Source organism: Candidatus Palauibacter sp. (assembly GCF_965237495.1).
In the GTDB taxonomy this organism is placed as follows: Bacteria; Gemmatimonadota; Gemmatimonadetes; order Palauibacterales; family Palauibacteraceae; genus Palauibacter.
Genome location: NZ_OZ250143.1, coordinates 2,231,046 through 2,250,410 on the forward strand (window position 1 = coordinate 2,231,046; position 19,365 = coordinate 2,250,410).

Annotated in this window: 34 protein-coding genes; all 34 read right to left on the reverse strand. The window is 66.8% G+C overall.

From position 1 onward, the window contains the following. Positions 1 to 9: 9 nt before the first annotated feature. On the reverse strand, positions 10 to 372 hold the full coding sequence (rplQ, locus tag ACPXY0_RS09700) for a 50S ribosomal protein L17 (protein WP_419942204.1): 363 nt from the start codon (positions 370 to 372) through the stop codon (positions 10 to 12). Next, positions 362 to 1,459 (reverse strand): DNA-directed RNA polymerase subunit alpha, encoded by a 1,098-nt coding sequence (locus tag ACPXY0_RS09705; protein WP_423924359.1) that lies wholly within the window; start codon positions 1,457 to 1,459, stop codon positions 362 to 364. Before ACPXY0_RS09705 ends, rplQ begins: the two co-directional genes overlap by 11 nt. An 81-nt stretch (positions 1,460 to 1,540) precedes the next feature. Further along, positions 1,541 to 2,173: a 30S ribosomal protein S4 gene (gene rpsD, locus ACPXY0_RS09710; RefSeq protein ID WP_419942206.1), complete on the reverse strand. Its 633-nt coding sequence runs from the start codon at positions 2,171 to 2,173 to the stop codon at positions 1,541 to 1,543. Continuing rightward, positions 2,174 to 2,554 carry a 30S ribosomal protein S11 gene (rpsK, locus tag ACPXY0_RS09715; protein WP_419942207.1) on the reverse strand — a complete coding sequence of 127 codons (381 nt, stop codon included), beginning with the start codon at positions 2,552 to 2,554 and terminating at the stop codon, positions 2,174 to 2,176. Positions 2,555 to 2,623: 69 nt separating this feature from the next. Then, complete coding sequence (rpsM, locus tag ACPXY0_RS09720; RefSeq protein ID WP_419942208.1) at positions 2,624 to 3,004, reverse strand: 30S ribosomal protein S13; 381 nt, start codon at positions 3,002 to 3,004, stop codon at positions 2,624 to 2,626. Next, positions 3,005 to 3,121, reverse strand: coding sequence for a 50S ribosomal protein L36 (rpmJ, locus tag ACPXY0_RS09725; RefSeq protein ID WP_419164809.1), 117 nt, complete (start codon positions 3,119 to 3,121; stop codon positions 3,005 to 3,007). Positions 3,122 to 3,195: 74 nt separating this feature from the next. Beyond that, positions 3,196 to 3,414: a translation initiation factor IF-1 gene (infA, locus tag ACPXY0_RS09730; protein ID WP_419164808.1), complete on the reverse strand. Its 219-nt coding sequence runs from the start codon at positions 3,412 to 3,414 to the stop codon at positions 3,196 to 3,198. A gap of 1 nt (position 3,415) precedes the next feature. Further along, entirely contained in the window at positions 3,416 to 4,195 is a 780-nt protein-coding gene (map, locus tag ACPXY0_RS09735) for a type I methionyl aminopeptidase (RefSeq protein ID WP_423924363.1), read from the reverse strand. Then, a complete protein-coding gene (locus tag ACPXY0_RS09740) occupies positions 4,192 to 4,854 on the reverse strand; it encodes an adenylate kinase (RefSeq protein WP_423924365.1) in 663 nt (220 codons plus the stop codon). The genes map and ACPXY0_RS09740 overlap by 4 nt, the downstream gene beginning before the upstream one ends. Next, positions 4,854 to 6,212 carry a preprotein translocase subunit SecY gene (secY, locus tag ACPXY0_RS09745; RefSeq protein ID WP_423924367.1) on the reverse strand — a complete coding sequence of 453 codons (1,359 nt, stop codon included), beginning with the start codon at positions 6,210 to 6,212 and terminating at the stop codon, positions 4,854 to 4,856. The genes ACPXY0_RS09740 and secY overlap by 1 nt, the downstream gene beginning before the upstream one ends. A 3-nt stretch (positions 6,213 to 6,215) precedes the next feature. Next, positions 6,216 to 6,656, reverse strand: a complete 441-nt coding sequence (gene rplO / locus ACPXY0_RS09750) for a 50S ribosomal protein L15 (protein WP_423930648.1) — start codon at positions 6,654 to 6,656, stop codon at positions 6,216 to 6,218. 10 nt (positions 6,657 to 6,666) lie between these two features. Next, positions 6,667 to 6,861 carry a 50S ribosomal protein L30 gene (gene rpmD, locus ACPXY0_RS09755; RefSeq protein ID WP_423924368.1) on the reverse strand — a complete coding sequence of 65 codons (195 nt, stop codon included), beginning with the start codon at positions 6,859 to 6,861 and terminating at the stop codon, positions 6,667 to 6,669. Further along, a complete protein-coding gene (gene rpsE / locus ACPXY0_RS09760) occupies positions 6,854 to 7,375 on the reverse strand; it encodes a 30S ribosomal protein S5 (RefSeq protein WP_419942213.1) in 522 nt (173 codons plus the stop codon). The genes rpmD and rpsE overlap by 8 nt, the downstream gene beginning before the upstream one ends. Before the next feature lie 12 nt (positions 7,376 to 7,387). Beyond that, entirely contained in the window at positions 7,388 to 7,765 is a 378-nt protein-coding gene (gene rplR, locus ACPXY0_RS09765) for a 50S ribosomal protein L18 (RefSeq protein ID WP_419942214.1), read from the reverse strand. 33 nt (positions 7,766 to 7,798) lie between these two features. Further along, positions 7,799 to 8,335 carry a 50S ribosomal protein L6 gene (rplF, locus tag ACPXY0_RS09770; RefSeq protein WP_423924369.1) on the reverse strand — a complete coding sequence of 179 codons (537 nt, stop codon included), beginning with the start codon at positions 8,333 to 8,335 and terminating at the stop codon, positions 7,799 to 7,801. A gap of 53 nt (positions 8,336 to 8,388) precedes the next feature. Beyond that, on the reverse strand, positions 8,389 to 8,787 hold the full coding sequence (gene rpsH, locus ACPXY0_RS09775) for a 30S ribosomal protein S8 (RefSeq protein ID WP_423924370.1): 399 nt from the start codon (positions 8,785 to 8,787) through the stop codon (positions 8,389 to 8,391). A 1-nt stretch (position 8,788) separates the two neighbouring features. Further along, positions 8,789 to 8,974: a type Z 30S ribosomal protein S14 gene (locus ACPXY0_RS09780; RefSeq protein ID WP_419942216.1), complete on the reverse strand. Its 186-nt coding sequence runs from the start codon at positions 8,972 to 8,974 to the stop codon at positions 8,789 to 8,791. A 55-nt stretch (positions 8,975 to 9,029) separates the two neighbouring features. Then, positions 9,030 to 9,605 (reverse strand): 50S ribosomal protein L5, encoded by a 576-nt coding sequence (gene rplE, locus ACPXY0_RS09785; protein WP_419942217.1) that lies wholly within the window; start codon positions 9,603 to 9,605, stop codon positions 9,030 to 9,032. A gap of 17 nt (positions 9,606 to 9,622) precedes the next feature. Next, positions 9,623 to 9,970, reverse strand: a complete 348-nt coding sequence (rplX, locus tag ACPXY0_RS09790) for a 50S ribosomal protein L24 (RefSeq protein WP_419942218.1) — start codon at positions 9,968 to 9,970, stop codon at positions 9,623 to 9,625. Positions 9,971 to 9,996: 26 nt separating this feature from the next. Further along, positions 9,997 to 10,365, reverse strand: a complete 369-nt coding sequence (gene rplN, locus ACPXY0_RS09795; RefSeq protein ID WP_419942219.1) for a 50S ribosomal protein L14 — start codon at positions 10,363 to 10,365, stop codon at positions 9,997 to 9,999. Positions 10,366 to 10,378: 13 nt separating this feature from the next. Beyond that, complete coding sequence (rpsQ, locus tag ACPXY0_RS09800; protein WP_419942220.1) at positions 10,379 to 10,648, reverse strand: 30S ribosomal protein S17; 270 nt, start codon at positions 10,646 to 10,648, stop codon at positions 10,379 to 10,381. Further along, positions 10,641 to 10,856, reverse strand: a complete 216-nt coding sequence (gene rpmC / locus ACPXY0_RS09805) for a 50S ribosomal protein L29 (protein WP_423924371.1) — start codon at positions 10,854 to 10,856, stop codon at positions 10,641 to 10,643. Before rpmC ends, rpsQ begins: the two co-directional genes overlap by 8 nt. Beyond that, positions 10,857 to 11,267 (reverse strand): 50S ribosomal protein L16, encoded by a 411-nt coding sequence (gene rplP, locus ACPXY0_RS09810; protein ID WP_423924372.1) that lies wholly within the window; start codon positions 11,265 to 11,267, stop codon positions 10,857 to 10,859. Between the two features lie 7 nt (positions 11,268 to 11,274). Next, entirely contained in the window at positions 11,275 to 11,964 is a 690-nt protein-coding gene (gene rpsC, locus ACPXY0_RS09815) for a 30S ribosomal protein S3 (RefSeq protein WP_423924373.1), read from the reverse strand. Continuing rightward, positions 11,964 to 12,314, reverse strand: a complete 351-nt coding sequence (gene rplV / locus ACPXY0_RS09820; RefSeq protein ID WP_423924374.1) for a 50S ribosomal protein L22 — start codon at positions 12,312 to 12,314, stop codon at positions 11,964 to 11,966. The genes rpsC and rplV overlap by 1 nt, the downstream gene beginning before the upstream one ends. Then, entirely contained in the window at positions 12,314 to 12,598 is a 285-nt protein-coding gene (rpsS, locus tag ACPXY0_RS09825) for a 30S ribosomal protein S19 (protein WP_419942225.1), read from the reverse strand. Before rpsS ends, rplV begins: the two co-directional genes overlap by 1 nt. Positions 12,599 to 12,612: 14 nt before the next feature. Further along, positions 12,613 to 13,452: a 50S ribosomal protein L2 gene (rplB, locus tag ACPXY0_RS09830; protein ID WP_419942226.1), complete on the reverse strand. Its 840-nt coding sequence runs from the start codon at positions 13,450 to 13,452 to the stop codon at positions 12,613 to 12,615. A 3-nt stretch (positions 13,453 to 13,455) separates the two neighbouring features. Beyond that, on the reverse strand, positions 13,456 to 13,812 hold the full coding sequence (rplW, locus tag ACPXY0_RS09835) for a 50S ribosomal protein L23 (protein WP_419942227.1): 357 nt from the start codon (positions 13,810 to 13,812) through the stop codon (positions 13,456 to 13,458). Then, on the reverse strand, positions 13,809 to 14,444 hold the full coding sequence (gene rplD / locus ACPXY0_RS09840) for a 50S ribosomal protein L4 (protein WP_423924375.1): 636 nt from the start codon (positions 14,442 to 14,444) through the stop codon (positions 13,809 to 13,811). Before rplD ends, rplW begins: the two co-directional genes overlap by 4 nt. Then, positions 14,441 to 15,076, reverse strand: a complete 636-nt coding sequence (rplC, locus tag ACPXY0_RS09845; protein ID WP_423924376.1) for a 50S ribosomal protein L3 — start codon at positions 15,074 to 15,076, stop codon at positions 14,441 to 14,443. Before rplC ends, rplD begins: the two co-directional genes overlap by 4 nt. A gap of 4 nt (positions 15,077 to 15,080) precedes the next feature. Further along, positions 15,081 to 15,389, reverse strand: coding sequence for a 30S ribosomal protein S10 (rpsJ, locus tag ACPXY0_RS09850; RefSeq protein ID WP_419942230.1), 309 nt, complete (start codon positions 15,387 to 15,389; stop codon positions 15,081 to 15,083). Between the two features lie 31 nt (positions 15,390 to 15,420). Then, positions 15,421 to 16,614, reverse strand: a complete 1,194-nt coding sequence (tuf, locus tag ACPXY0_RS09855) for an elongation factor Tu (RefSeq protein ID WP_423924377.1) — start codon at positions 16,612 to 16,614, stop codon at positions 15,421 to 15,423. 79 nt (positions 16,615 to 16,693) lie between these two features. Beyond that, positions 16,694 to 18,790 (reverse strand): elongation factor G, encoded by a 2,097-nt coding sequence (fusA, locus tag ACPXY0_RS09860; RefSeq protein WP_423924378.1) that lies wholly within the window; start codon positions 18,788 to 18,790, stop codon positions 16,694 to 16,696. Positions 18,791 to 18,861: 71 nt separating this feature from the next. After that, positions 18,862 to 19,332, reverse strand: coding sequence for a 30S ribosomal protein S7 (gene rpsG, locus ACPXY0_RS09865; protein ID WP_423924379.1), 471 nt, complete (start codon positions 19,330 to 19,332; stop codon positions 18,862 to 18,864). Positions 19,333 to 19,365 lie beyond the last annotated feature (33 nt).

Below are 19,365 nucleotides of genomic sequence, written 5' to 3' on the forward strand. Positions count from 1 at the left end.
CCTGGTTCCTCACGCCTCGCGGTCGGTGAGCTCGATGAGCGCCAGCTCCGCGCCGTCGCCCTGCCGTGCACCCAACTTGAGAATCCTGGTGTATCCGCCCGGCCGCTGCTCGAAACGGGGGCCAAGGTGCTCGAAGAGCTTCTTCAGCGCCGTTCGATCCGCGATCTGACGGCCCGCGAGCTGGCGGCTGTGCAGATCGCCCCTCTTCGCCAGAGTGATGAGCTTTTCGGCGAACGGCCGCAACTCCTTCGCCTTCGCCTCGGTCGTCCGGATCCGTTCATGCAGGATGAGGCTCGTCGCCATGTTGCGCAGCATCGCCTTCCGGTGGCTGCGCGTCCGGCCGAGCTCCCGTCCCTTCTTTCTATGCCTCATCGTCGCCCCGGGCCCCGTTTTCCGCCAGATCATCCAGCAGGTAGAGGTTACCGTCGTCGCCACGCTGGAACGACATCCCGAACCGAAGGCCGTGCTGCCCGAGCACCTCCGCAATCTCCTCGAGGGACTTCTCGCCGAAGTTCTCGAGCTTGAGAATCTCGTCACGGGACCGCGCCACGACATCCCCGAGCGAACTGATATTCTGCCGCTCGAGCGTGTTCCGCGAGCGCGCCGAGATCTCGCTGAACTCGTCGAGGGGACGTGCCAGCAACTCCGCCAGATCCGAATCGACGGGTTGTCCCCCACCCTTCTTGCCGTCCGGTTTCGCGGCCTCGGGCAGCGTGGGCACGCTCCCCAGGCGGCTGAAGTACGACAGGTGGAGCCTCGCGATCTCCGCCGCCTGCGACACCGCCTCCGCCGGATTCAGCGCCCCGTTCGTCTCTACATCCACCTCCAGCCGGTCGAAATCCGTGCGCTGCCCCACGCGCGTCTCATTCACGGAGAAGTTGGCGCGCGTCACGGGGTTGTAAGCGGAATCGATCCGTATCGTCCCAACCGGGAAGGTCCGGCTCCCGTCAGCCTCGTCCGGGGGCGCGTGGTGCTCGGCCATCACGAAACCGCGGCCGCGATTCACCCACAGATCGAGCGTCAGAGGACGAGGCAGATCTTCCTGCAGCGTGAAGAGGACGAGGTCCGGGTTGACCACCCGGACCGACGCGTGCTGGCCGATCAGGCTCGCGGTCACGGGACCGGCCTTGTGCGCCGAAAGCGCCAGCTGCGCCTCCGTCTTGTCTTCGTCCATGACGAGTACGAGGCGCTTCAGGTTCTGGATGATCTGGTGAACGTCCTCCGCTACGCCGTCGATCGTCTGGTGCTCGTGCTGGACACCGTCGGCCCGGAAGGCCCACACGGCCGCGCCCGGCAAGGAGGACAGCATGATCCGCCGGATCGAATTGCCAATCGTATGTCCGAACCCGCGCTCGAGCGGCTGGAGGAGGAACAACGCCCGCGATCCTTCCTCGGACCGCTGCTGTTCCTCCATCGCCTGCGGAAGCACGAGGCCGGCGAGATCTACCGACACCGTCATATGCGCTCCACTCCCTGTCTTTGTTCCGAGCCGGGACCACCCGCGGCCCGGCGGGGCGGACCCCGCCCGTGGCGAGCCCGCCTACTTGCTGTAGAGTTCGACGATCAACTGTTCTTCCACCGCCAGTGGAATGTCCGACCTGGACGGGCGTTCGAGCATCCGTCCGGTCCCCGACTTGTAGTCCACGCCGAGCCACGACAACTGATCGCGCGACCTGCGGTCTTCGATCGCCTCGATGACCACCGGCAACTGTCTCGCCCGGGGCGCCACCGACACCTCGGCTCCCGGGACCACGGCGAAGCTGGGGACGTCCACGGTGGCCCCGTCGACCCGCAGGTGACGATGCCTGATGAGCTGGCGCGCCGCCTTGCGCGACGGCGCGAAGCCGAGGCGGTAGACGATGTTGTCGAGCCGGCTCTCGAGGGCGACGAGCAGGTTCTCACCCGTCACCCCGGGTACGCTCGAGGCCTTCTCGAACAGCCTCCGGAACTGCTTCTCCGCGAGACCGTAGATCCGCTTGACCTTCTGCTTCTCCCGCAACTGCACGGCGTACTCCGACTGGCGTCGTCGACGACGACCGCCTCCGTGCTCGCCGGGAGGGAAGGCGCGCCGTTCGATGGCGCACTTCTCCGTGAAGCAGCGCTTCCCTTTCAGGAAGAGCTTCTCCCCCTCGCGACGGCAGAGCCGGCACACGGGTCCGGTGTATCGAGCCATCTACACCCTCCGCTTCTTGGGTGGACGGCACCCGTTGTGCGGGATGGGCGTCACATCCTTGATGGAGCGGATCGCGAGGCCGGCGGCCTGCAACGCCTGGATGGCCGATTCGCGCCCGGAACCCGGTCCCTGCACCTCGACGTGGACGCGCCGCATTCCCATGCCGGCGGCCTCCCGCCCCGCCGTCTCGGCCGCGATCGTGGCGGCGAACGGCGTGGACTTCTTCGAGCCCTTGAAGCCCGCCTTGCCGGCGCTGGCCCAGACGACCGTATCGCCCGTCAGGGTGCTGATCGTGATGATCGTATTGTTGAACGTCGCCTTGATGTGGGCGACGCCCTCGGCGTCGACCTGGCGCTTCTTCTTTCGTACGGGTTTCGCCATTCCCTACGCATTCTCCATTTGGGCGGACATGGTGAGGCTTGCCAGTGCGGCGCCTGCTTCCGCGAGCGCCTATTTCCGCGGCGCCTTCTTCTTCCCGGCCACGGCGCGGCGCGGGCCCTTCCGGGTGCGGGCGTTCGTGTGCGTTCTCTGCCCGCGGACGGGCAGGTTCCGCCGGTGCCGGATCCCGCGATAGCATCCGATGTCCATCAGACGCTTCACGTTCATGGACGTCTCGGTGCGCAGCGCGCCCTCGACCTTGTAGTGGTTCTCGATGACCCGGCGCAGCCTGTTGACGTCGTCGTCGGACAGCTGATAGACCCGCACGTCGGCGTCCACCCCGGTCTCGGCCAGGATGTTGCGCGCCGTCGAATGGCCGATTCCGTAGATGTAGGTCAGGCCCACCTCGATCCGCTTGTTCCGCGGAAGATCGACTCCGGCTATGCGTGCCATTTATCCCTGCCGCTGTTTGTGCTTCGGATCGCGACTGCAGATCACGCGCACGACGCCGCGGCGGCGAATGACCTTGCAGTGTTCGCAAATGCGCTTGACGCTGGAACGAACCTTCATCTCTCGTCCTCTGGTGGCGGTTCGATGACAGCCTTCAAAGCTAGCAGCCCGAACCGGTCCGAACAACGTACGGCTCACTTATATCGGTACGTGATCCGCCCTCTCGTCAGATCATACGGCGACAATTCCACCGCGACCTTGTCTCCGGGCAGGATCCGTATGTAGTTCATGCGAATCTTGCCGGACACGTGGCAGACGATCCGGTGCCCGTTCTCGAGTTCCACCCGGAACATCGCGTTCGGAAGCGCCTCGGTGACCTCGCCCGTCATCTGGATCGGTTCTTCCTTCGCCAAATCAGATCTCCCCTGCGGCTACCGGAGTTGCGACGCGGGTCAGGACCCGCGGCCCGTGCGCCGTGACGGCGCACGTGTGCTCGAAGTGGGCCGACAGGCGGCCATCGGCGGTAACGACGGTCCACTCGTCGTCCAGCGTGCGGATTCCGGGCCGCCCTTCATTCACCATCGGCTCGATGGCGATGACGAGCCCCGGCCGCATCCTGAAGCCGCGGTCGCGCACCCCGTAGTTCGGGACCTGCGGCTCCTCGTGCGGCTCCTCGCCCACCCCGTGACCCACGAGTTCCCGGATCACGCTGAAGCCGGCGGCTTCGACGTGCGTCTGGATCGCCCACCCCAGATCGCCGAGCTGCGATCCCGGCTGCGCGGCCTCCACGCCTACCTCGAGCGCCGCCTGTGTGACGTCGATCAGGCGCGCCGTGCCGGGCGCCACCTCGCCGACGGGGATCGTGACCGCCGCGTCCGCGTACAGTCCGTCGTGCTTGACCCCCACGTCAACGCTGACGATGTCGCCGGGCTCGAGTCGGCGCCGAAACGAGGGGATGCCATGCACCACCTCGTCGTTGATGCTCGTGCAGAGCGTGGCCGGGAACCCGTACAGTCCCTTGAAGGCCGGTGTGGCCCCGGGGTGATCGCGGATCATCGCCTCGGCCATCTCGTTCAGTTCGCCGGTGCTGCGTCCCGGCACGGCCTGCGCGGCCGCCATCTCCAGCACCTCGGCGACGATCGTCCCGGCCGCCGCGATCGTCTCGATCTGGGCGGGCGACTTCAGCCGGATCAAGCTGCCGTCTCCGCCCGGCGCAGCGCGTCGAGCAGCCGATCCCGGATCGCCTCCTTCGTCCCCAGCCCGTCCACCGCGGTCAGCCCCGTCCCGGACCGCGCGTAGTACGCGAGCAGGGGTTCGGTCTGCTCGCGGTAGACCGAGAGGCGGTTGCGGACCGTCTCCGCAAGGTCGTCGGATCGCTGGATCAGCGAAGATCCGCATGCCGGGCACGGTGCGTCGTCCCCCACCGCGCGCACGTGGGTCACGAGGCCGCACGCCTCGCACACCCGCCGGCCGGAGATCCGTTCGACGAGTTCCTGCTCCGGCGCCTCCAGCGAGAGCACCGCGTCGAGCTCGAGGCGACGCGCAGCGAGCAGCTCGCCGAGTCCATCGGCCTGCGCCACCGTGCGCGGGAATCCATCGAGCAGGAACCCGTCGGCGGTCTCCGGGGCGTCGAACGCCTCTGCGATGAGTCCCAGCACGACATCGTCCGGGACCAGATCGCCCGCCTCGTAGTAGACCCGGACCCGCTCGCCGAGGGGGGAACCGGCGCTCAGCGCCGGCCGGATCATGTCGCCCGTCGAAAGGCGCGGAATGCCGAACCGCTCCGCCAGAAGTTCACCCTGGGTGCCCTTCCCGACCCCCGGGGGGCCCATGATGATCAGCCGTACCCCCATCACATGTATCGCTGTTTGCCGCGATATTTGACCCGACCCTTCTTCATGAAACCCTCGTATTGGCGCAACAGGAGGTGCTGCTGCAGCTGTTGCATCGTATCGAGGGCGACCCCCACCACGATGAGCAGAGAGGTACCGCCGAAGAAGAAGGTCTGGAGGTCGAAGACCGAGAAGATCAGGTAGGGCAGAACCGCGATCAGCGCGAGGAAGACGGACCCGGGCAGCGTGATCCGCGTCAGGACGTGATCGATATAGTCGGCGGTCTTGGCGCCCGGCTTGACGCCCGGGATGAACCCGCCCTGCCGCTTGAGGTTCTCCGCCAGGTCGGCCGGGTTGAAGATGATCGAGGTGTAGAAGTACGTGAAGTAGATGATGAGGACGACGTACAGCCCGTAGTACCACCACGTCCCCACCTGGAGCGCCTGGCTGATCTCGTAGATGAAGCGGCGGGCGCCGGAACTGCCGGGCCCCGGGTTCCCCGTGAACGCGGCCAGCGTGCCCGGGATGATGATGATCGACTGCGCGAAGATGATCGGCATCACCCCCGCCGAGTTGATGCGGAGCGGGATGAACGACCGTTGACCCTCCCGGATGCGACCCCTCCCGACGACCTTCCTCGGGATCTGCACCGGGATCTTGCGTTGAGCCATCGTCAGCGCCACGACCGCGGCCATCACCGCCACCAGCGTCGCCCCGAGCAGCGCGAGGCGGAGCAGCGTGATGCCGCCCGCCTGGTACAGTTCGAACGTGTTGATCACCGCGCCCGGGAAGCCCTGCAGGATGGAGAAGAAGATCAGCAGCGACATCCCGTTTCCGACGCCACGCTCGGTCATCTGCTCGCCCAGCCACATGACGAACACGCCACCGGTCGTCAGCATCAGCACGGTGAGGAGTCGGAAACCGAGCCCCGGATCGAGCACGGCGCCGGCCTGCGACTCGAGGAACAGGGCGTAGGTGTACGACTGTCCGATGCAGAGGATGACCGTCGTGTACCGGGTCCACTGCGTGAGCTTGCGGCGCCCTTCCTCTCCCTCCTTCTGGAGCTTCTCGATGGCGGGCATGACGGCCGAGAGAAGCTGGAAGAGGATGCTCGCCGAGATATACGGCATGATGCCGAGCGCGAAGACGGTTGCCCGCTGCAGGCCGCCGCCCACGAACAGGTCGTAGATCCCGAAGATCGTGCCCTGGAACTGCCCGGCCAGCGACTGCAGTGCCACGACGTCCACGCCGGGGGTCGTGATGTGCGAGCCCAGCCGATAGAGGGCGAGGCAGAGCAAGGTGAAGAGGATCTTCGCCTTGAGCTCCGGCACCTTGAAGATGTTCGCCGCGGCGGCGGCCGCGTTCCGGGCGTTCGCCATGCCCTACTCGATGACCCGGGCGGTGCCGCCGGCCGCCTCGATCTTCGCACGGGCCGAGGCGCTGAAGGCGTGTGCGCGGATGTCGACCGCCCGATCCAGGTCGCCATTTCCGAGGATCTTGACCGGTCGGTCGCTGCCGCGGATGACTCCGCTCGCCTCAAGCGTCCCGGGATCGATCTCGCTACCCTCGACCCGCACCAGATCCGACAGGTTCACGATCCGCCATTCCGTTCGCCGGTGCGGTTTGAACCCCCGCTTGGGCGTGCGCCGGTAGAGCGGCATCTGCCCGCCCTCGAACCAGGCCGGGATCGAGGCGCCGCTTCGCGACTTCTGACCCTTGTGACCGCGCCCCGATGTCTTTCCCGACCCCGACCCGTGGCCGCGCCCCCGCCGCTTCGCGGAACGCTTCGAACCCCGGGGCGGAGAGAGATTGTCGAGACCGATCCGCTCGCGTTCAGCCATCGCTCCCCACCTCCTCGACCTCGACGAGATGCGCGACGGCTTGGATCATGCCGCGGATCGCCGGGTTGTCCGGTTGTACGACCTGGTCCTGATGATGCTTCAGCCCCAGGGCGCGGAGGGTGTCGCGCTGCTTGCGCTGCGCTCCGAGGCCGCTCTTCACCTGGCGGATCTTCAACTGCTCACCCACGCATGGCCTCCCGAATCGTGGCCAGATCCACGCCCCGCTCGACCGCGATCTGCTCCGGCGTGACGAGTTCCTGGAGACCGCGCATCGTCGCGTGGACGATGTTGAGCGGGTTGTTCGTACCGAGGCTCTTGGTGAGGATGTCCTGGACTCCGGCACACTCCAGCACCGCGCGGACGGGGCCGCCGGCGATCACGCCCGTCCCCGGACCGGCCGGCTTGAGCAGCACCTTGCCGGCGCCGTGTCGGCCCAGGATCTCGTGCGGAATCGTACCGTTCACGATGGGCACCTTGACCATGGCCTGCCGGGCCTGCTCGAACCCCTTCCGGATCGCCTCGGCGACTTCGTTCGCCTTGCCCAGGGCCGTCCCGACCTTGCCCTGCCCGTCACCTACCGCCACGAGCGCGGTGAACGAGAAGCGTCGACCTCCCTTGACGACCTTCGAGACGCGATTGATGTAGATGACATTCTCCTTGAAGTTGTCACCGTCGTCGCGCCGCTTTCCTCCTCTAGCCATGAAGCCCTCTCGTCAGAATCGGAGACCGCCGTCGCGGGCGCCCTCCGCAAACGCGCGTACCCGGCCGTGGTAGGGATATCCCCCACGGTCGAACACGATCTCTTCGACATCGGACCCGACCGCCTTCTCCGCCAGCCTTCTCCCCGCCAGGTATGCGTCGGCGACCTTGCCCGACCGGGCGCCCGCGTCGCCCTCCGTCCCGGTGCGCGTCGACACGCCGATCAGGGTGATGCCCCGGTCGTCGTCCACGAGCTGGCCCTCCAGGTTCCGCAGACTGCGGAACACTACGAGACGCGGGCGTGCCGCCGTGCCCCGGATCTTCTTCTTGATCCGGGCGTGACGACGCGTCCGGAGTCGATGCCTCTGTTTTGTCCGTCCCCTGATGTCCATCGTGCTTCCCGCCCTCCCCCGTTGCCGGCCGGATCAGCCCGTCGCCTTGCCCGCCTTGCGGCGCACATGCTCGCCCACGTAGCGGATTCCCTTCCCCTTGTAGGGCTCGGGCGGGCGGATCGCGCGGATCTCGGCCGCCATCTGGCCCACCTTCTCCTTGTCGATGCCCATCACCTTCACGCGAGTCGGAGACTCGAGCCCGAACGCCACGCCCGCCGGAGGCTCCACCGTGACCGTGTGGCTGTATCCGACGCTGAACACGAGGTCCCGGCCCCTCTGCTCGGCGCGGTATCCGACGCCGTGGATCTCCAGCTGCTTCTCGTATCCCCGGGATACTCCCGTGACCATGTTCGCGATCAGCGACCGGGTCAGCCCGTGCAGGGCCCTCTGCCGCGCTTCGTCGGACCCTCGCGCCACGCGTACGGCCCCGTCGGAGAGGGTGATCTCCATATCGGAGCTGAAGGAGCGCTCGAGTTCGCCCCTGGGCCCCTTCACACGCACACCGACACCGTTGATCGTGACCTCGACGCCGTCCGGCACCGGGATCGGCAGCTTTCCGATTCTCGACACGCTATCTGCTCCCTCGCGGGTGCGCCGCCGACGCGGACCGCCCCGCGGTGCGGCTAGTAGATTTTGGCGATGACTTCGCCGCCGACGCGTTGCCTGCGGGCCTCGCGATCGGTCATCAGTCCATTCGATGTCGACAGGATCGCGATCCCCATCCCGGCCCGGACCTTGGGGATCGAACTCGTGTCCACGTACTTCCTCAGCCCCGGCTTCGACACCCGCTCGAGGAGCCGGATCACGGGCCGTTCGTCCGACGTGTACTTCAGGTACACGCGCAGGCGACCGTGCCGGTTGTCGTCCAGCACCTTGTAGCCGCGCAGAAAGTGGTTCTCCGTCAGGATGCGCGCGATCTCGACCTTGATCTTCGAGAGCGGGATGTCGACCCGCCGGTGTCCCGCGCCCCCCGCGTTGCGGATCCTGGTCAGCAGGTCCGCGATCGGATCGGTCATGCTCATGTCACCAACTCGCTTTCCGAACGCCGGGGATCTCTCCGCGCAGCGCCTGTTCCCGGAAGCAGATTCGGCAGAGGCCGAACTTCCTCATGTAGGCCCGGGGCCGGCCACACCGGTTGCAGCGCCGCACCGTGCGGGAACTGAACTTCGGTTTCCGGTTCGCTTTCTGAATCAATGATGTCTTGGCCATGCGGTCTTTCCTGATGTGAGCCGTCTCCGGCGGCCCCGCCGGGGCGGAACTCCGCCTAGATGACAACCGGGACTTCGTCGCGGAACGGCATCCCCATCTCGCGAAGCAGGACGAGCGCCTCGTCGTCGCGGTCGGTGGTCGTGACGAATGTGATGTTCATGCCGTGGATCTTGACGATCTCGTCGTAGTCGACTTCGGCGAAGACCATCTGCTCCTGGATCCCCACCGTATAGTTGCCGCGACCGTCGAACGCCCGGCTCCCGAACCCCCGGAAGTCCCGAATTCGCGGCACCGCCGTGCTGATGAAGCGGTCGAGGAACTCGTACATTCGCGGGCCGCGGAGGGTGACCTTCGTCCCGACGGGCATGCCCTCGCGCAGGCCGAAGTTCGAGATGGCGTTCCGCGCTCGCGTAATCACGGGGCGCTGGCCGCTGATCACCGCGAGTTCGTTCGCGGCGGACTCGAGCAGCTTCGGGTTGTCCTTCCCTTCGCCGAGCCCCGCATTGATCACGATCTTCTCGAGCCCCGGGATCTGGTGCGGGTTCTCGAAGCCGAACACCTCGGCGAGTTTCGGGCGAACCGTGTCATCGTAGTGTGTCCGCAGCCGCGGCTTTCCGTTCTTCGAACTCATCGTTTCCTCGTCGCCCCTCAGCCCGCCGTCGGGATCGGGTTGTCGCAACGCTTGCAAATCCGCTCGATCGTGCCGTCCGCGTCGTGCCGTCGTCGAACCCGTGTCGGCTCGTCGCAATGAGGACACACGAGCATCACGTTCGAGACTCTGATCGGCTCCTCGTATGTGACGATCCCGCCTTCCGTGATGCCGCCTCTCGCGTTCGCCGCCGGGCGCTTGTGGTGCTTCCGCATGTTGACTTCCTGCACCACGACGAGCCCGCGCGCGGGGATCGCGCGCAGAATCCGTCCCTGGGCGCCGGCGTCGTTGCCCGCGATCACCCTGACGGTGTCTCCGGTCCTCAGGTTCAGCTTCCTCTGGGTCATGTTCGGCTCGAATCCTCGCGCGGCTCTCAGATGACTTCGGGAGCGAGCGATACGATCTTCATGAACTTCTTCTCGCGGAGTTCGCGCGCCACCGGTCCGAAGATTCGGGTGGCGGTCGGCTCTCCCGCGTCGTTTATGATCACCGCCGCGTTCTCGTCGAAGCGGATGTAGCTGCCATCGCGCCGGCGGCTCTCCTTGGCGGTCCTCACGACCACCGCGCGCACCACCTCGCCCTTCTTCACGTTCCCGTGCGGCGTCGCATCCTTGACCGTCACGACGATCACATCGCCGACGCGTGCATACCGGCGGCGCGACCCTCCGAGAACTCGAATGCAGAGGGCACGGCGCGCGCCGGAATTGTCCGCGATCCGGACCATGGACTCCTGCTGGATCATCTCGTGCCCCTCGCTAGTCCGGGCGCTGGATCAAGTCGAGCACGCGCCAGCGCTTGTGCCGGGACAGCGGCCGGGTCTCTTCGATCCGGACAAGGTCGCCGACCCTGTATTCGTTCGTCTCGTCGTGGGCCTGGTACCGCTTCCCCCGGCTCACCTGCTTGCCATACAGCGGATGGGCGAGGCGCCGTTCCACGGAGACCACGACGGTCTTGTCCATTCGGTCGCTCACGACTGTCCCGAGCCGGAGCTTCCGGCGGCCCTTGGTCGCAGATTGATCAGCCAACCTGGTTCTCCTCGTTACGCGCCCGTTCGGACTGCACGGTCTTCAGCCGGGCGATCTCGCGCCGCAGCGTCCGGAGGAGCGACGGATTCTCCAGCTCCTCGAAGGCCACCCGATACCGCAGGCGCGCGATCTCGTTCTTCGCGCGGGCGAGTTCCTCCGCGAGTTCCTCGTCCGTGAACTCCCGGATGTCCATCGCGGTCATCGCCATCTATTCCTCCCGCACCAGGAAGCGCGTCTTGATCGGTAGCTTCGCGGACGCCAGTTCCATCGCGCGTCGCGCGAGTTCGACGTCCACGCCCTCGAGTTCGAACATGACGCGCCCCGGCTTCACCGGAGCGACCCAGTACTCGGGATTCCCCTTCCCCTTGCCCATCCGCGTCTCGGCGGGCTTCTGCGTGAGCGGCTTGTCCGGAAAAATGCGGATCCAGACTTTCCCGCCTCGCTTGATGTGTCGCGTCATGGCGACACGCGCCGCCTCGATCTGCCGGTTCGTGATCCAGCCCGGTTCGAGCGCCTGGAGGGCGTAGTCACCGAAGGAGACCTTGTTCCCGCGGTGCGCACTGCCCCGCAGGCGGCCCTTCTGCTGTTTCCGGTACTTGACGCGCTTCGGTTGCAGCATATTCCTTCTACCCTCGCCTGCGGCCGCCGCGACGGCGACCGCCCGCGGTATACGTCTGACCCCGGCGATCCTCCACGATTTCGCCGTGGAAGATCCACACCTTCACCCCGATCGTGCCGAACGTCGTCCTGGCCTGCCGCTCCGCATAGTCGATGTCGGCACGCAGCGTGTGCAGCGGGACGCGCCCCTCGTGATAACCTTCCGAACGCGCGATCTCGGCCCCCCCTAGGCGGCCGCCGCACTGGATGCGGATGCCGCCCGCGCCGGCGCGCATGGCCGCCTGCACGGCCCGCTTCATCGCCCGTCGAAAACTGATGCGCTGCGTCAACTGGTGGGCGACATTATCGGCCACCAGCTGAGCCGAGGTCTCCGGGCGGCGAATCTCCTCGACGTTCACGGACACTTCCGCCTCGGTGAGGAGCGCCAGCTCGTCGCGCAGCTTGTCGACCTCGGCCCCGCGCTTGCCGATGACGACCCCCGGCCGGCCGGTGTGAATCGTAACGACGATCTTGGACGGCTTGCGTTCGATCTCCACGTGGGAGATGGCCGCGTGGCCGAGCCGGGCGTGCAGGTACTTCCGCAGCTTCTCGTCTTCCGCGAGCAGCTTGGGGAACTCCTTCCCCTTCGCGTACCAGCGCGACCGCCAGGGTTTGACGGAGCCGAGCCGGAATCCGTACGGGTGTGTCTTCTGCCCCATTAGTCTCTCGTCTCCACGACGACCGTCACGTGACTGCTCCGCTTGAGCACGGGCGTGGCCCGCCCGTATGCGCGGGGGCGCCAGCGCCGAAGCGTCCTGCCTTCGTCCACATAGGCCTCACGCACGTAGAGTTCGTCCACATCGACGGCCTCGCCCTCCTCGTCCGCGCGATAGGCCGCGTTCGCGACGGCGGAGCGGAGGACCTTGCCGACGGGCCGGGCCGCTTTCTTCTTCGAGAACTGCAGGATGGCGTACGCCTCGTTGACGTCACGGCCGCGAATCTGGTCGATGACCAGCCGCATCTTCCGCGCCGACATACGGACGTTCTTCGCCTTCGCCGCGGCCCGCATCAGACCCGTCCCCTCCGGTCCCGCGCAGAACCGGCATGACCCCGGAACGTCCGCGTCGTGGCGAACTCTCCCAGCTTGTGGCCTACCATGTTCTCCGTCACATAGACCGGGATGAACTTGTTCCCGTTGTGTACGGCAAGGGTGTGCCCCACGAAATCGGGACTGATCGTCGAGGCGCGCGCCCAGGTCTTGATGACCGACTTGCCTCCGGACTCGTTCATCCGCTGCACCTTCATGAGCAGCTTCTCGTCGATGTACGGTCCCTTCTTGACGCTTCTCGGCATTGCTTCCCTCGCTCCTACTTCGTGGCTTTGCCGCGCTTGCGGCCGCGCACCATCAGCTTGTCGCTCGCCTTCCGCTTCTTCCTCGTCTTCCGTCCCTCCGGCTTGCCCCAGGGCGAGACGGGTGGACGGCCTCCCGAACTGCGGCCCTCGCCGCCCCCGAGGGGGTGATCGACGGGGTTCATCGCCACACCCCGGACCTTGGGCCGGCGCCCCTTCCACCGTGAGCGACCGGCCTTCCCGGCGCGGATCAGCTCATGATCGACGTTGCCCACCTGGCCGACCGTGGCCCGGCACGATTCCGGCACCATGCGCATCTCGGTGCTCGGAAGCCGCAGCGTCACCCTACCCCTCTCCTTCGCGACCACCTGCACCGCCGCTCCCGCCGAGCGGGCAAGCTGCGCCCCCTTGCCGGGGACGAGTTCCACCCCGTGCACGAGGGTCCCGAGAGGGACTTCGCTCAGAGGCAGACAGTTCCCCGGCGCGGGGTCGATGCCGGAACCGGAGAGCACGGTGTCCCCCACGCCCAGTCCCCGGGGGTGGAGGATGTAGCGCTTCTCGCCATCCGCGTAGTGAATGAGGGCGATGCGGGCCGACCGATTCGGATCGTACTCGATCTCCGCCACGACCCCCGGAACCCCGTCCTTCCGGCGCTTGAAGTCGATCCGCCGGTAGAGCCGCTTGTGGCCGCCGCCCCGCCGCCGGCTCGTGATCCGCCCGTGGTGGTTGCGGCCCGATTTCTTCGACAGGCCCTCGGTGAGCGACTTTTCCGGCTCGCTGCGCGTGATCTCCTCGAAGGTCGAGACGCTGCGGAACCGCGAGGCCGACGTGACCGGCTTGAACTTTCTGATCGGCATCGATCAAGCTCCTTCCAGCACGTCGACGGGCCCATCCGCGACCTCGATGATCGCCTTCTTCCAGTGCGGCCGCCGGCCCATGGTGCGCCCCATGCGCTTCTTCTTGCCCCGCACGTTCATCGTGCGCACCGAAGTGACGTGACAGCCCTCGAAGATCGCCTCGAAGGCCTTGCGGATCTCGATCTTGTTTGCGTTCGGCGCCACCTCGAAGGTGTACTTCGGGCGGGGCTCGACTTCCCCGCGTTCGATTCGGGCCTGGAGCCTGCGGCCCACCCCATCGGTCCCCTCGGACTGCAGGCTGGTCGAACTCTTCTCGGTGAAGAGCGGACGGAGGATGATCTCGTTCGGCGTGCGTCTCACGCGTCACCCTCCTCGCCGGGCCCGGCCGGCGCATCGAAGGCCGACGCCTCCACCAGCACCAGGTCCGACCACAGGATGTCGTACGCGGAGGCGTCGCTCCACGGGAGCACGCGAACTCCGGGCAGATTCCTCGCCGAGAGGTAGACACTCGGCTTATGGCCCGAAGTCAGGAGGAGAACGTTCTCGGACCCGCGTCCGATACGGGCCAGGAGCGCGGCCACCTCACGAGTCTTCGGCGGATCGAAGTCCAGGGACTCCACCAGCGCCAGATCGCCACCCAGCGCTCTCGTGTTGAGGGCCGAACGGATCGCCAGCCGACGCAGCTTCCGGGGCACGCGGACGCGATAGGAGCGCGGGTGCGGGCCGAAGACGACCGAGCCGCCCCGCCACAACGCGGAGCGGATCGAGCCGGCGCGGGCGCGACCGGTCCCCTTCTGCCGCCAGGGCTTGCGGGATCCCCCGCGTACCGTGGAGCGGCTCTTGGTCGAATGCGTGCCCTGGCGCCGATTCGCGAGCAGGGCGGTGACGACCTGATGGAGCGCATCCTCGTTGACGGTGCCGTCGAACGGCGTCCGCGGCAGCAGCCGCTCCTCGCCGGAAGTGCCATCGGCCCTGTACGTCGCGACTTTCATCGACCCGGCCTCACCATGACGATGTTGTTGCGCGCGCCCGGGATCGAGCCGCGGACGATGAGCAGGTTCTTCTCGGCATCGACGCGGATAACCCTGCGGCTCATCGCCATGTGCTTCGTGCCGCCCATGCGGCCCGCCATCTTCATGCCCTTGATGACGCGGGACGGGTCGGTGCCCGCCCCGATCGAGCCCGGCTTCCGCAGGACCGAGCTCCCGCCGTGAGAGCCGCGGCCGCCGGCAAAACCGTGCCGCTTGACGACGCCCTGGAAGCCGCGGCCCTTCGTCGTGCCGCTCACGTCCACCCGCGATCCGACCTCGAACATGTCGACCGTCAGCTGCTGGCCCGGCTCGAGATCCTCATTCTCGAAATCGAACTCGGCGAGGACCCGCGGTACGTGGTCGAGTCCGGCGCGCGCGGCGTGCCCCTTGGCCGGCTTCTTGGCCGGCCTTCGGACGTTGCTCTCCTTCACGCGGCCGAAGCCGAGCTGGACCGCGTCGTATCCGTCGCGCGCGGCGGTCTTGATCTGAACCACCGGACACGGCCCGACCTCGAGCACGGTGACGCCGACCGCCTTCCCGTCGTCGTCGAAGATCTGCGTCATGCCGATCTTGCGGCCGATCAACCCGGGCATCTCGCTACTCGACCTTGATTTCGACGTCGACGCCGGCGGCCAGATCCAGCTTGGTCAGCGCGTCGATCGTCTGCGGACGGGAGTCGTGGATGTCGATGAGTCGCTTGTGCGTCTTGAGTTCGAACTGTTCGCGCGACTTCTTGTCCACGTGCGGACTCCGCAGGACCGTGAACAGCTGGCGACGCGTGGGCAGCGGGATCGGCCCGCTGACGGTCGCACCGGTCTTCTGGGCGGTCCGAACGATGTCCGACGCCGTCTGGTCGATCACCGCCGGATCGAACGCCTTCAGCCGAATCCGAATCTTCTGCGTCATCTCGTGGTCGTTTCGCTTCCGGGGCGTCGAGCTAATCGTGGATGGCGGTGACGACGCCGGCACCCACCGTCCGTCCGCCCTCGCGGATCGCGAAGCGGAGGTTCTCCTCCATCGCGATCGGCGTGATCAGCTCCACCGCCATGTTCACGTTGTCTCCCGGCATCACCATCTCCACCCCCTCCGGCAACGCCGCCGATCCCGTCACGTCCGTCGTCCGGAAGTAGAACTGCGGCCGATAGCCGTTGAAGAACGGCGTGTGACGGCCCCCCTCGTTCTTCGTCAGAACGTACACCTCCGCGCTGAACTTCCGGTGCGGCGTGATCGACCGAGGGTGCGCGACCACCATCCCGCGCTCCACCTCCGTCTTCGCCACGCCCCGCAGCAGCAGACCCGCGTTGTCCCCCGCCCGGCCCTCGTCCAGGATCTTCCGGAACATCTCCACGCCCGTCACCACCGTCTTCTTCTCCGAGCCCAGTCCCACCAGCTCCACACCCTCGCCCGTCTTCACCACCCCGCGCTCGATCCGGCCCGTCACCACCGTCCCGCGGCCCGTGATCGTGAACACGTCCTCCACCGGCATCAAAAACGGCTTGTCCGTCGCGCGCTCCGGCACCGGAATGTATGTGTCCAGCGCCTCCAGCAGCTCCGCGATGCACGCAGTCTCCTCAGCCTCCGGATCCCCGCTCCCCAGCGCATGCAGCGCCGATCCGCGGATCACCGGCACGTCGTCGCCCGGAAACTCGTACTCGCTCAACAGCTCCCGTACCTCCAGCTCCACCAGATCCAGCAACTCCTCGTCGTCAACCTGGTCCACCTTGTTCAAGAACACCACGATGTACGGCACGTTGACCTGGCGGGCCAGCAAAATGTGCTCCCGCGTCTGAGGCATCGGTCCGTCCGCCGCCGACACCACCACGATCGCCCCGTCCATCTGCGCCGCGCCCGTGATCATGTTCTTCACGTAGTCCGCGTGGCCCGGACAGTCCACGTGCGCGTAGTGCCGCGCCTCCGACTCGTACTCCACGTGAGCCGTCGCAATCGTGATCCCCCGCTCCCGCTCCTCCGGCGCCTTGTCGATCTGGTCGAACGGCACGAACTGCCCGTAACCCCTCGCCGCCTGCACCTGTGTGATCGCCGCCGTCAACGTCGTCTTCCCGTGGTCCACGTGTCCCACCGTGCCCACGTTCACGTGCGGCTTCGTGCGCTCAAACCTTTCCTTCGCCATCGCCCCTGTTTCTCCTTTGTGCCGGCTCAGGCCCGGCCTCCGGTGCCCGCTGTTGCGGAGCCCCGGCGGTCCCGGACCGTTATGCGCCGTTGGCGGAGACGATCTCCGCCGTCTTGGATCCCGGAACTTCCTCGTAGTGAGAGAACTGCATGGTGTAAACCGCGCGCCCCTGGCTCATCGACCGAAGCGAGGTCGCGTAGCCGAACATCTCCGACAGCGGGACGGACGCTCCGATCACCCGCGCGGACGAACGCTGCGTCATGCCGCCGATCTTTCCGCGCCGGCTGGACAGATCGCCCATGACGTCGCCGAGATAGTCGTCCGGCGTGACCACTTCGACGTTCATGACCGGCTCGAGCAACACCGGCTGCGCCTTGCGGGCGCCTGCCTTCAGGGCGATCGAGCCCGCGATCCTGAACGCCATCTCGCTCGAGTCGACTTCGTGATACGACCCGTCGATCAGCGTCGCCTTGACGTCGATGATCGGGTAGCCGGCGACGATGCCGGAATCGAGCGCTTCGCGAATCCCCTGCTCCACGGACATGACGTACTCACGCGGCACGTTCCCGCCGCGGATCTCGGAGTCGAAGACGAACCCTCCCCCGGGGTCGGTCGGCTCGAGGTTGATGATCACATGCCCGAACTGCCCGCGCCCTCCCGACTGACGCACGAAGCGGCCCTCCACCTTCCGGACCGCCTTGCGAATCGTCTCCCGGTAGGCCACCTGCGGCCGGCCCACATTGGCGTTCACGCGGAACTCGCGCTGCAAGCGGTCGACGATGATCTCGAGATGGAGTTCGCCCATTCCGCTGATGATCGTCTGCCCGGTCTCTTCGTCCGTATAGACGCGGAAGGTCGGATCTTCCTCGGCCAGCTTCGCCAGAGCTTCCGCGAGCTTGTCCTGGTCCGCCTTCGTCCTCGGTTCGATCGCCACCCGAATGACCGGTTCGGGGAAGCTCATCGACTCGAGCACGATCGGGTCGCTCCGGGACGAGAGCGTATCCCCCGTCCGGGTGTGCTTGAGCCCGATCGCCGCCGCGATGTCTCCGGCGAACACCTCGTCCCGCTCTTCACGCTTGTTCGCGTGCATCTGGAGGAGGCGTCCGACACGCTCCCTCCGGCCCCGGGAAGAGTTCAGGACGTATGATCCGGCCTTCGCCGTCCCCGAGTACACCCTGAAGTAGGTGAGACGTCCCACGTAGGGATCCGTCGCGATCTTGAACGCGAGCGCCGAAAACGGCGCGGTCTCGTCAGCCCGGCGCTCGACCACGGACTCGTCCCGCTGCGGGAGGTGGCCCGTGACCGGAGGCACGTCGAGCGGAGAGGGGAGGTAGTCGATCACCGCGTCGAGGAGCCGCTGCACGCCCTTGTTCTTGAAAGCGGACCCGCACAGGATCGGTGTGATTCCATTCGCCAGCGTCGCCTTGCGGACGGCCCGCCGGACCTCCTCTTCGCTGAGCTCCTCACCGTCGAGATACTTCTCGAGCAGCGGCTCGTCGTACTCGACCGCGGCCTCGATGAGTTCGCTCCGGAGTTGCGCCACTTCTTCCAGCAGCGCATCCGGCACGGGGCCCTCGCTCCAGTGGGCACCCAGCGACTCATCGTCATAGACGACCTTGACCTCGCGCACGAGGTCGACCATGCCGGTATAGAGTTCGCCCTCGCCGAGCGGGATCTGGAGAGGCCGCGCGTTCGCGCCGAGCCGTTCGCGCATCATGCGGACGACGTTCATGAAGTCGGCGCCGACGCGGTCCATCTTGTTGACGAACGCGATGCGAGGGACGCCGTACTTGTCCGCCTGGCGCCAAACGGTCTCCGATTGCGGCTCTACGCCGCCGACCGCGCAGAACAGAGCGACCGCGCCATCGAGCACCCGCAGGCTTCGCTCCACCTCGACCGTGAAGTCCACATGCCCCGGCGTGTCGATGATGTTGATGCGGTGCGGTTCCTCGTGGCACTCCCAGTAACAGGTGGTCGCGGCCGATGTGATCGTGATGCCGCGTTCCTGCTCCTGCTCCATCCAGTCCATGGTCGCGTCGCCATGATGCACTTCACCCAGGCGATGCGTCCGGCCGGTATAGAACAGAACCCGCTCGGTCGTCGTCGTCTTCCCGGCATCGATGTGCGCCATGATGCCGATATTCCGGAGCCGCTCCAGCGGCGTTCTTCTGTCCATCGATTCGATTTATCTGTACCTGGAATCGTGTCCGGGACCCGTTGCGGCCGCGTTCATCCGGAAACGCCGCCCTACCACCGGTAGTGCGCGAACGCCTTGTTCGCCTCGGCCATCCGGTGGACATCCTCCTTCTTCTTCACCGCCCCCCCGTCACCCCGCGCGGCATCGAGAAACTCGCCCGCGAGACGCTGCGCCATCGTCTTGCCGGAGCGCGCCCGCGCGTGCTGGACGAGCCATCGGCGTGCGAGCGAGTCCCGCCGCCGATACGTGACCTCCATCGGCACCTGGTACGTCGCGCCGCCCACCCGGCGGCTCCGCACCTCGAGCATCGGCTTCACGTTCTGCAGCGCCTGCCGGAACACGTTCATCGCGGGCTGTCCCGTCTTCATCTCGACGGTCCGCATCGCAGCGTAGAAGGTCCGCTCCGCGAGCGACTTCTTCCCGTCCAGCATCAGCATGTTGATGAACTTCGTGACTTCGGTGCTCCCGTACCGGGAGTCCGGGGTCACCTCACGCTGTTCAGCACGGTTTCGTCGTGGCATCTCGTCCCGCCGTGTGCGTCTCCGGTCCACCCG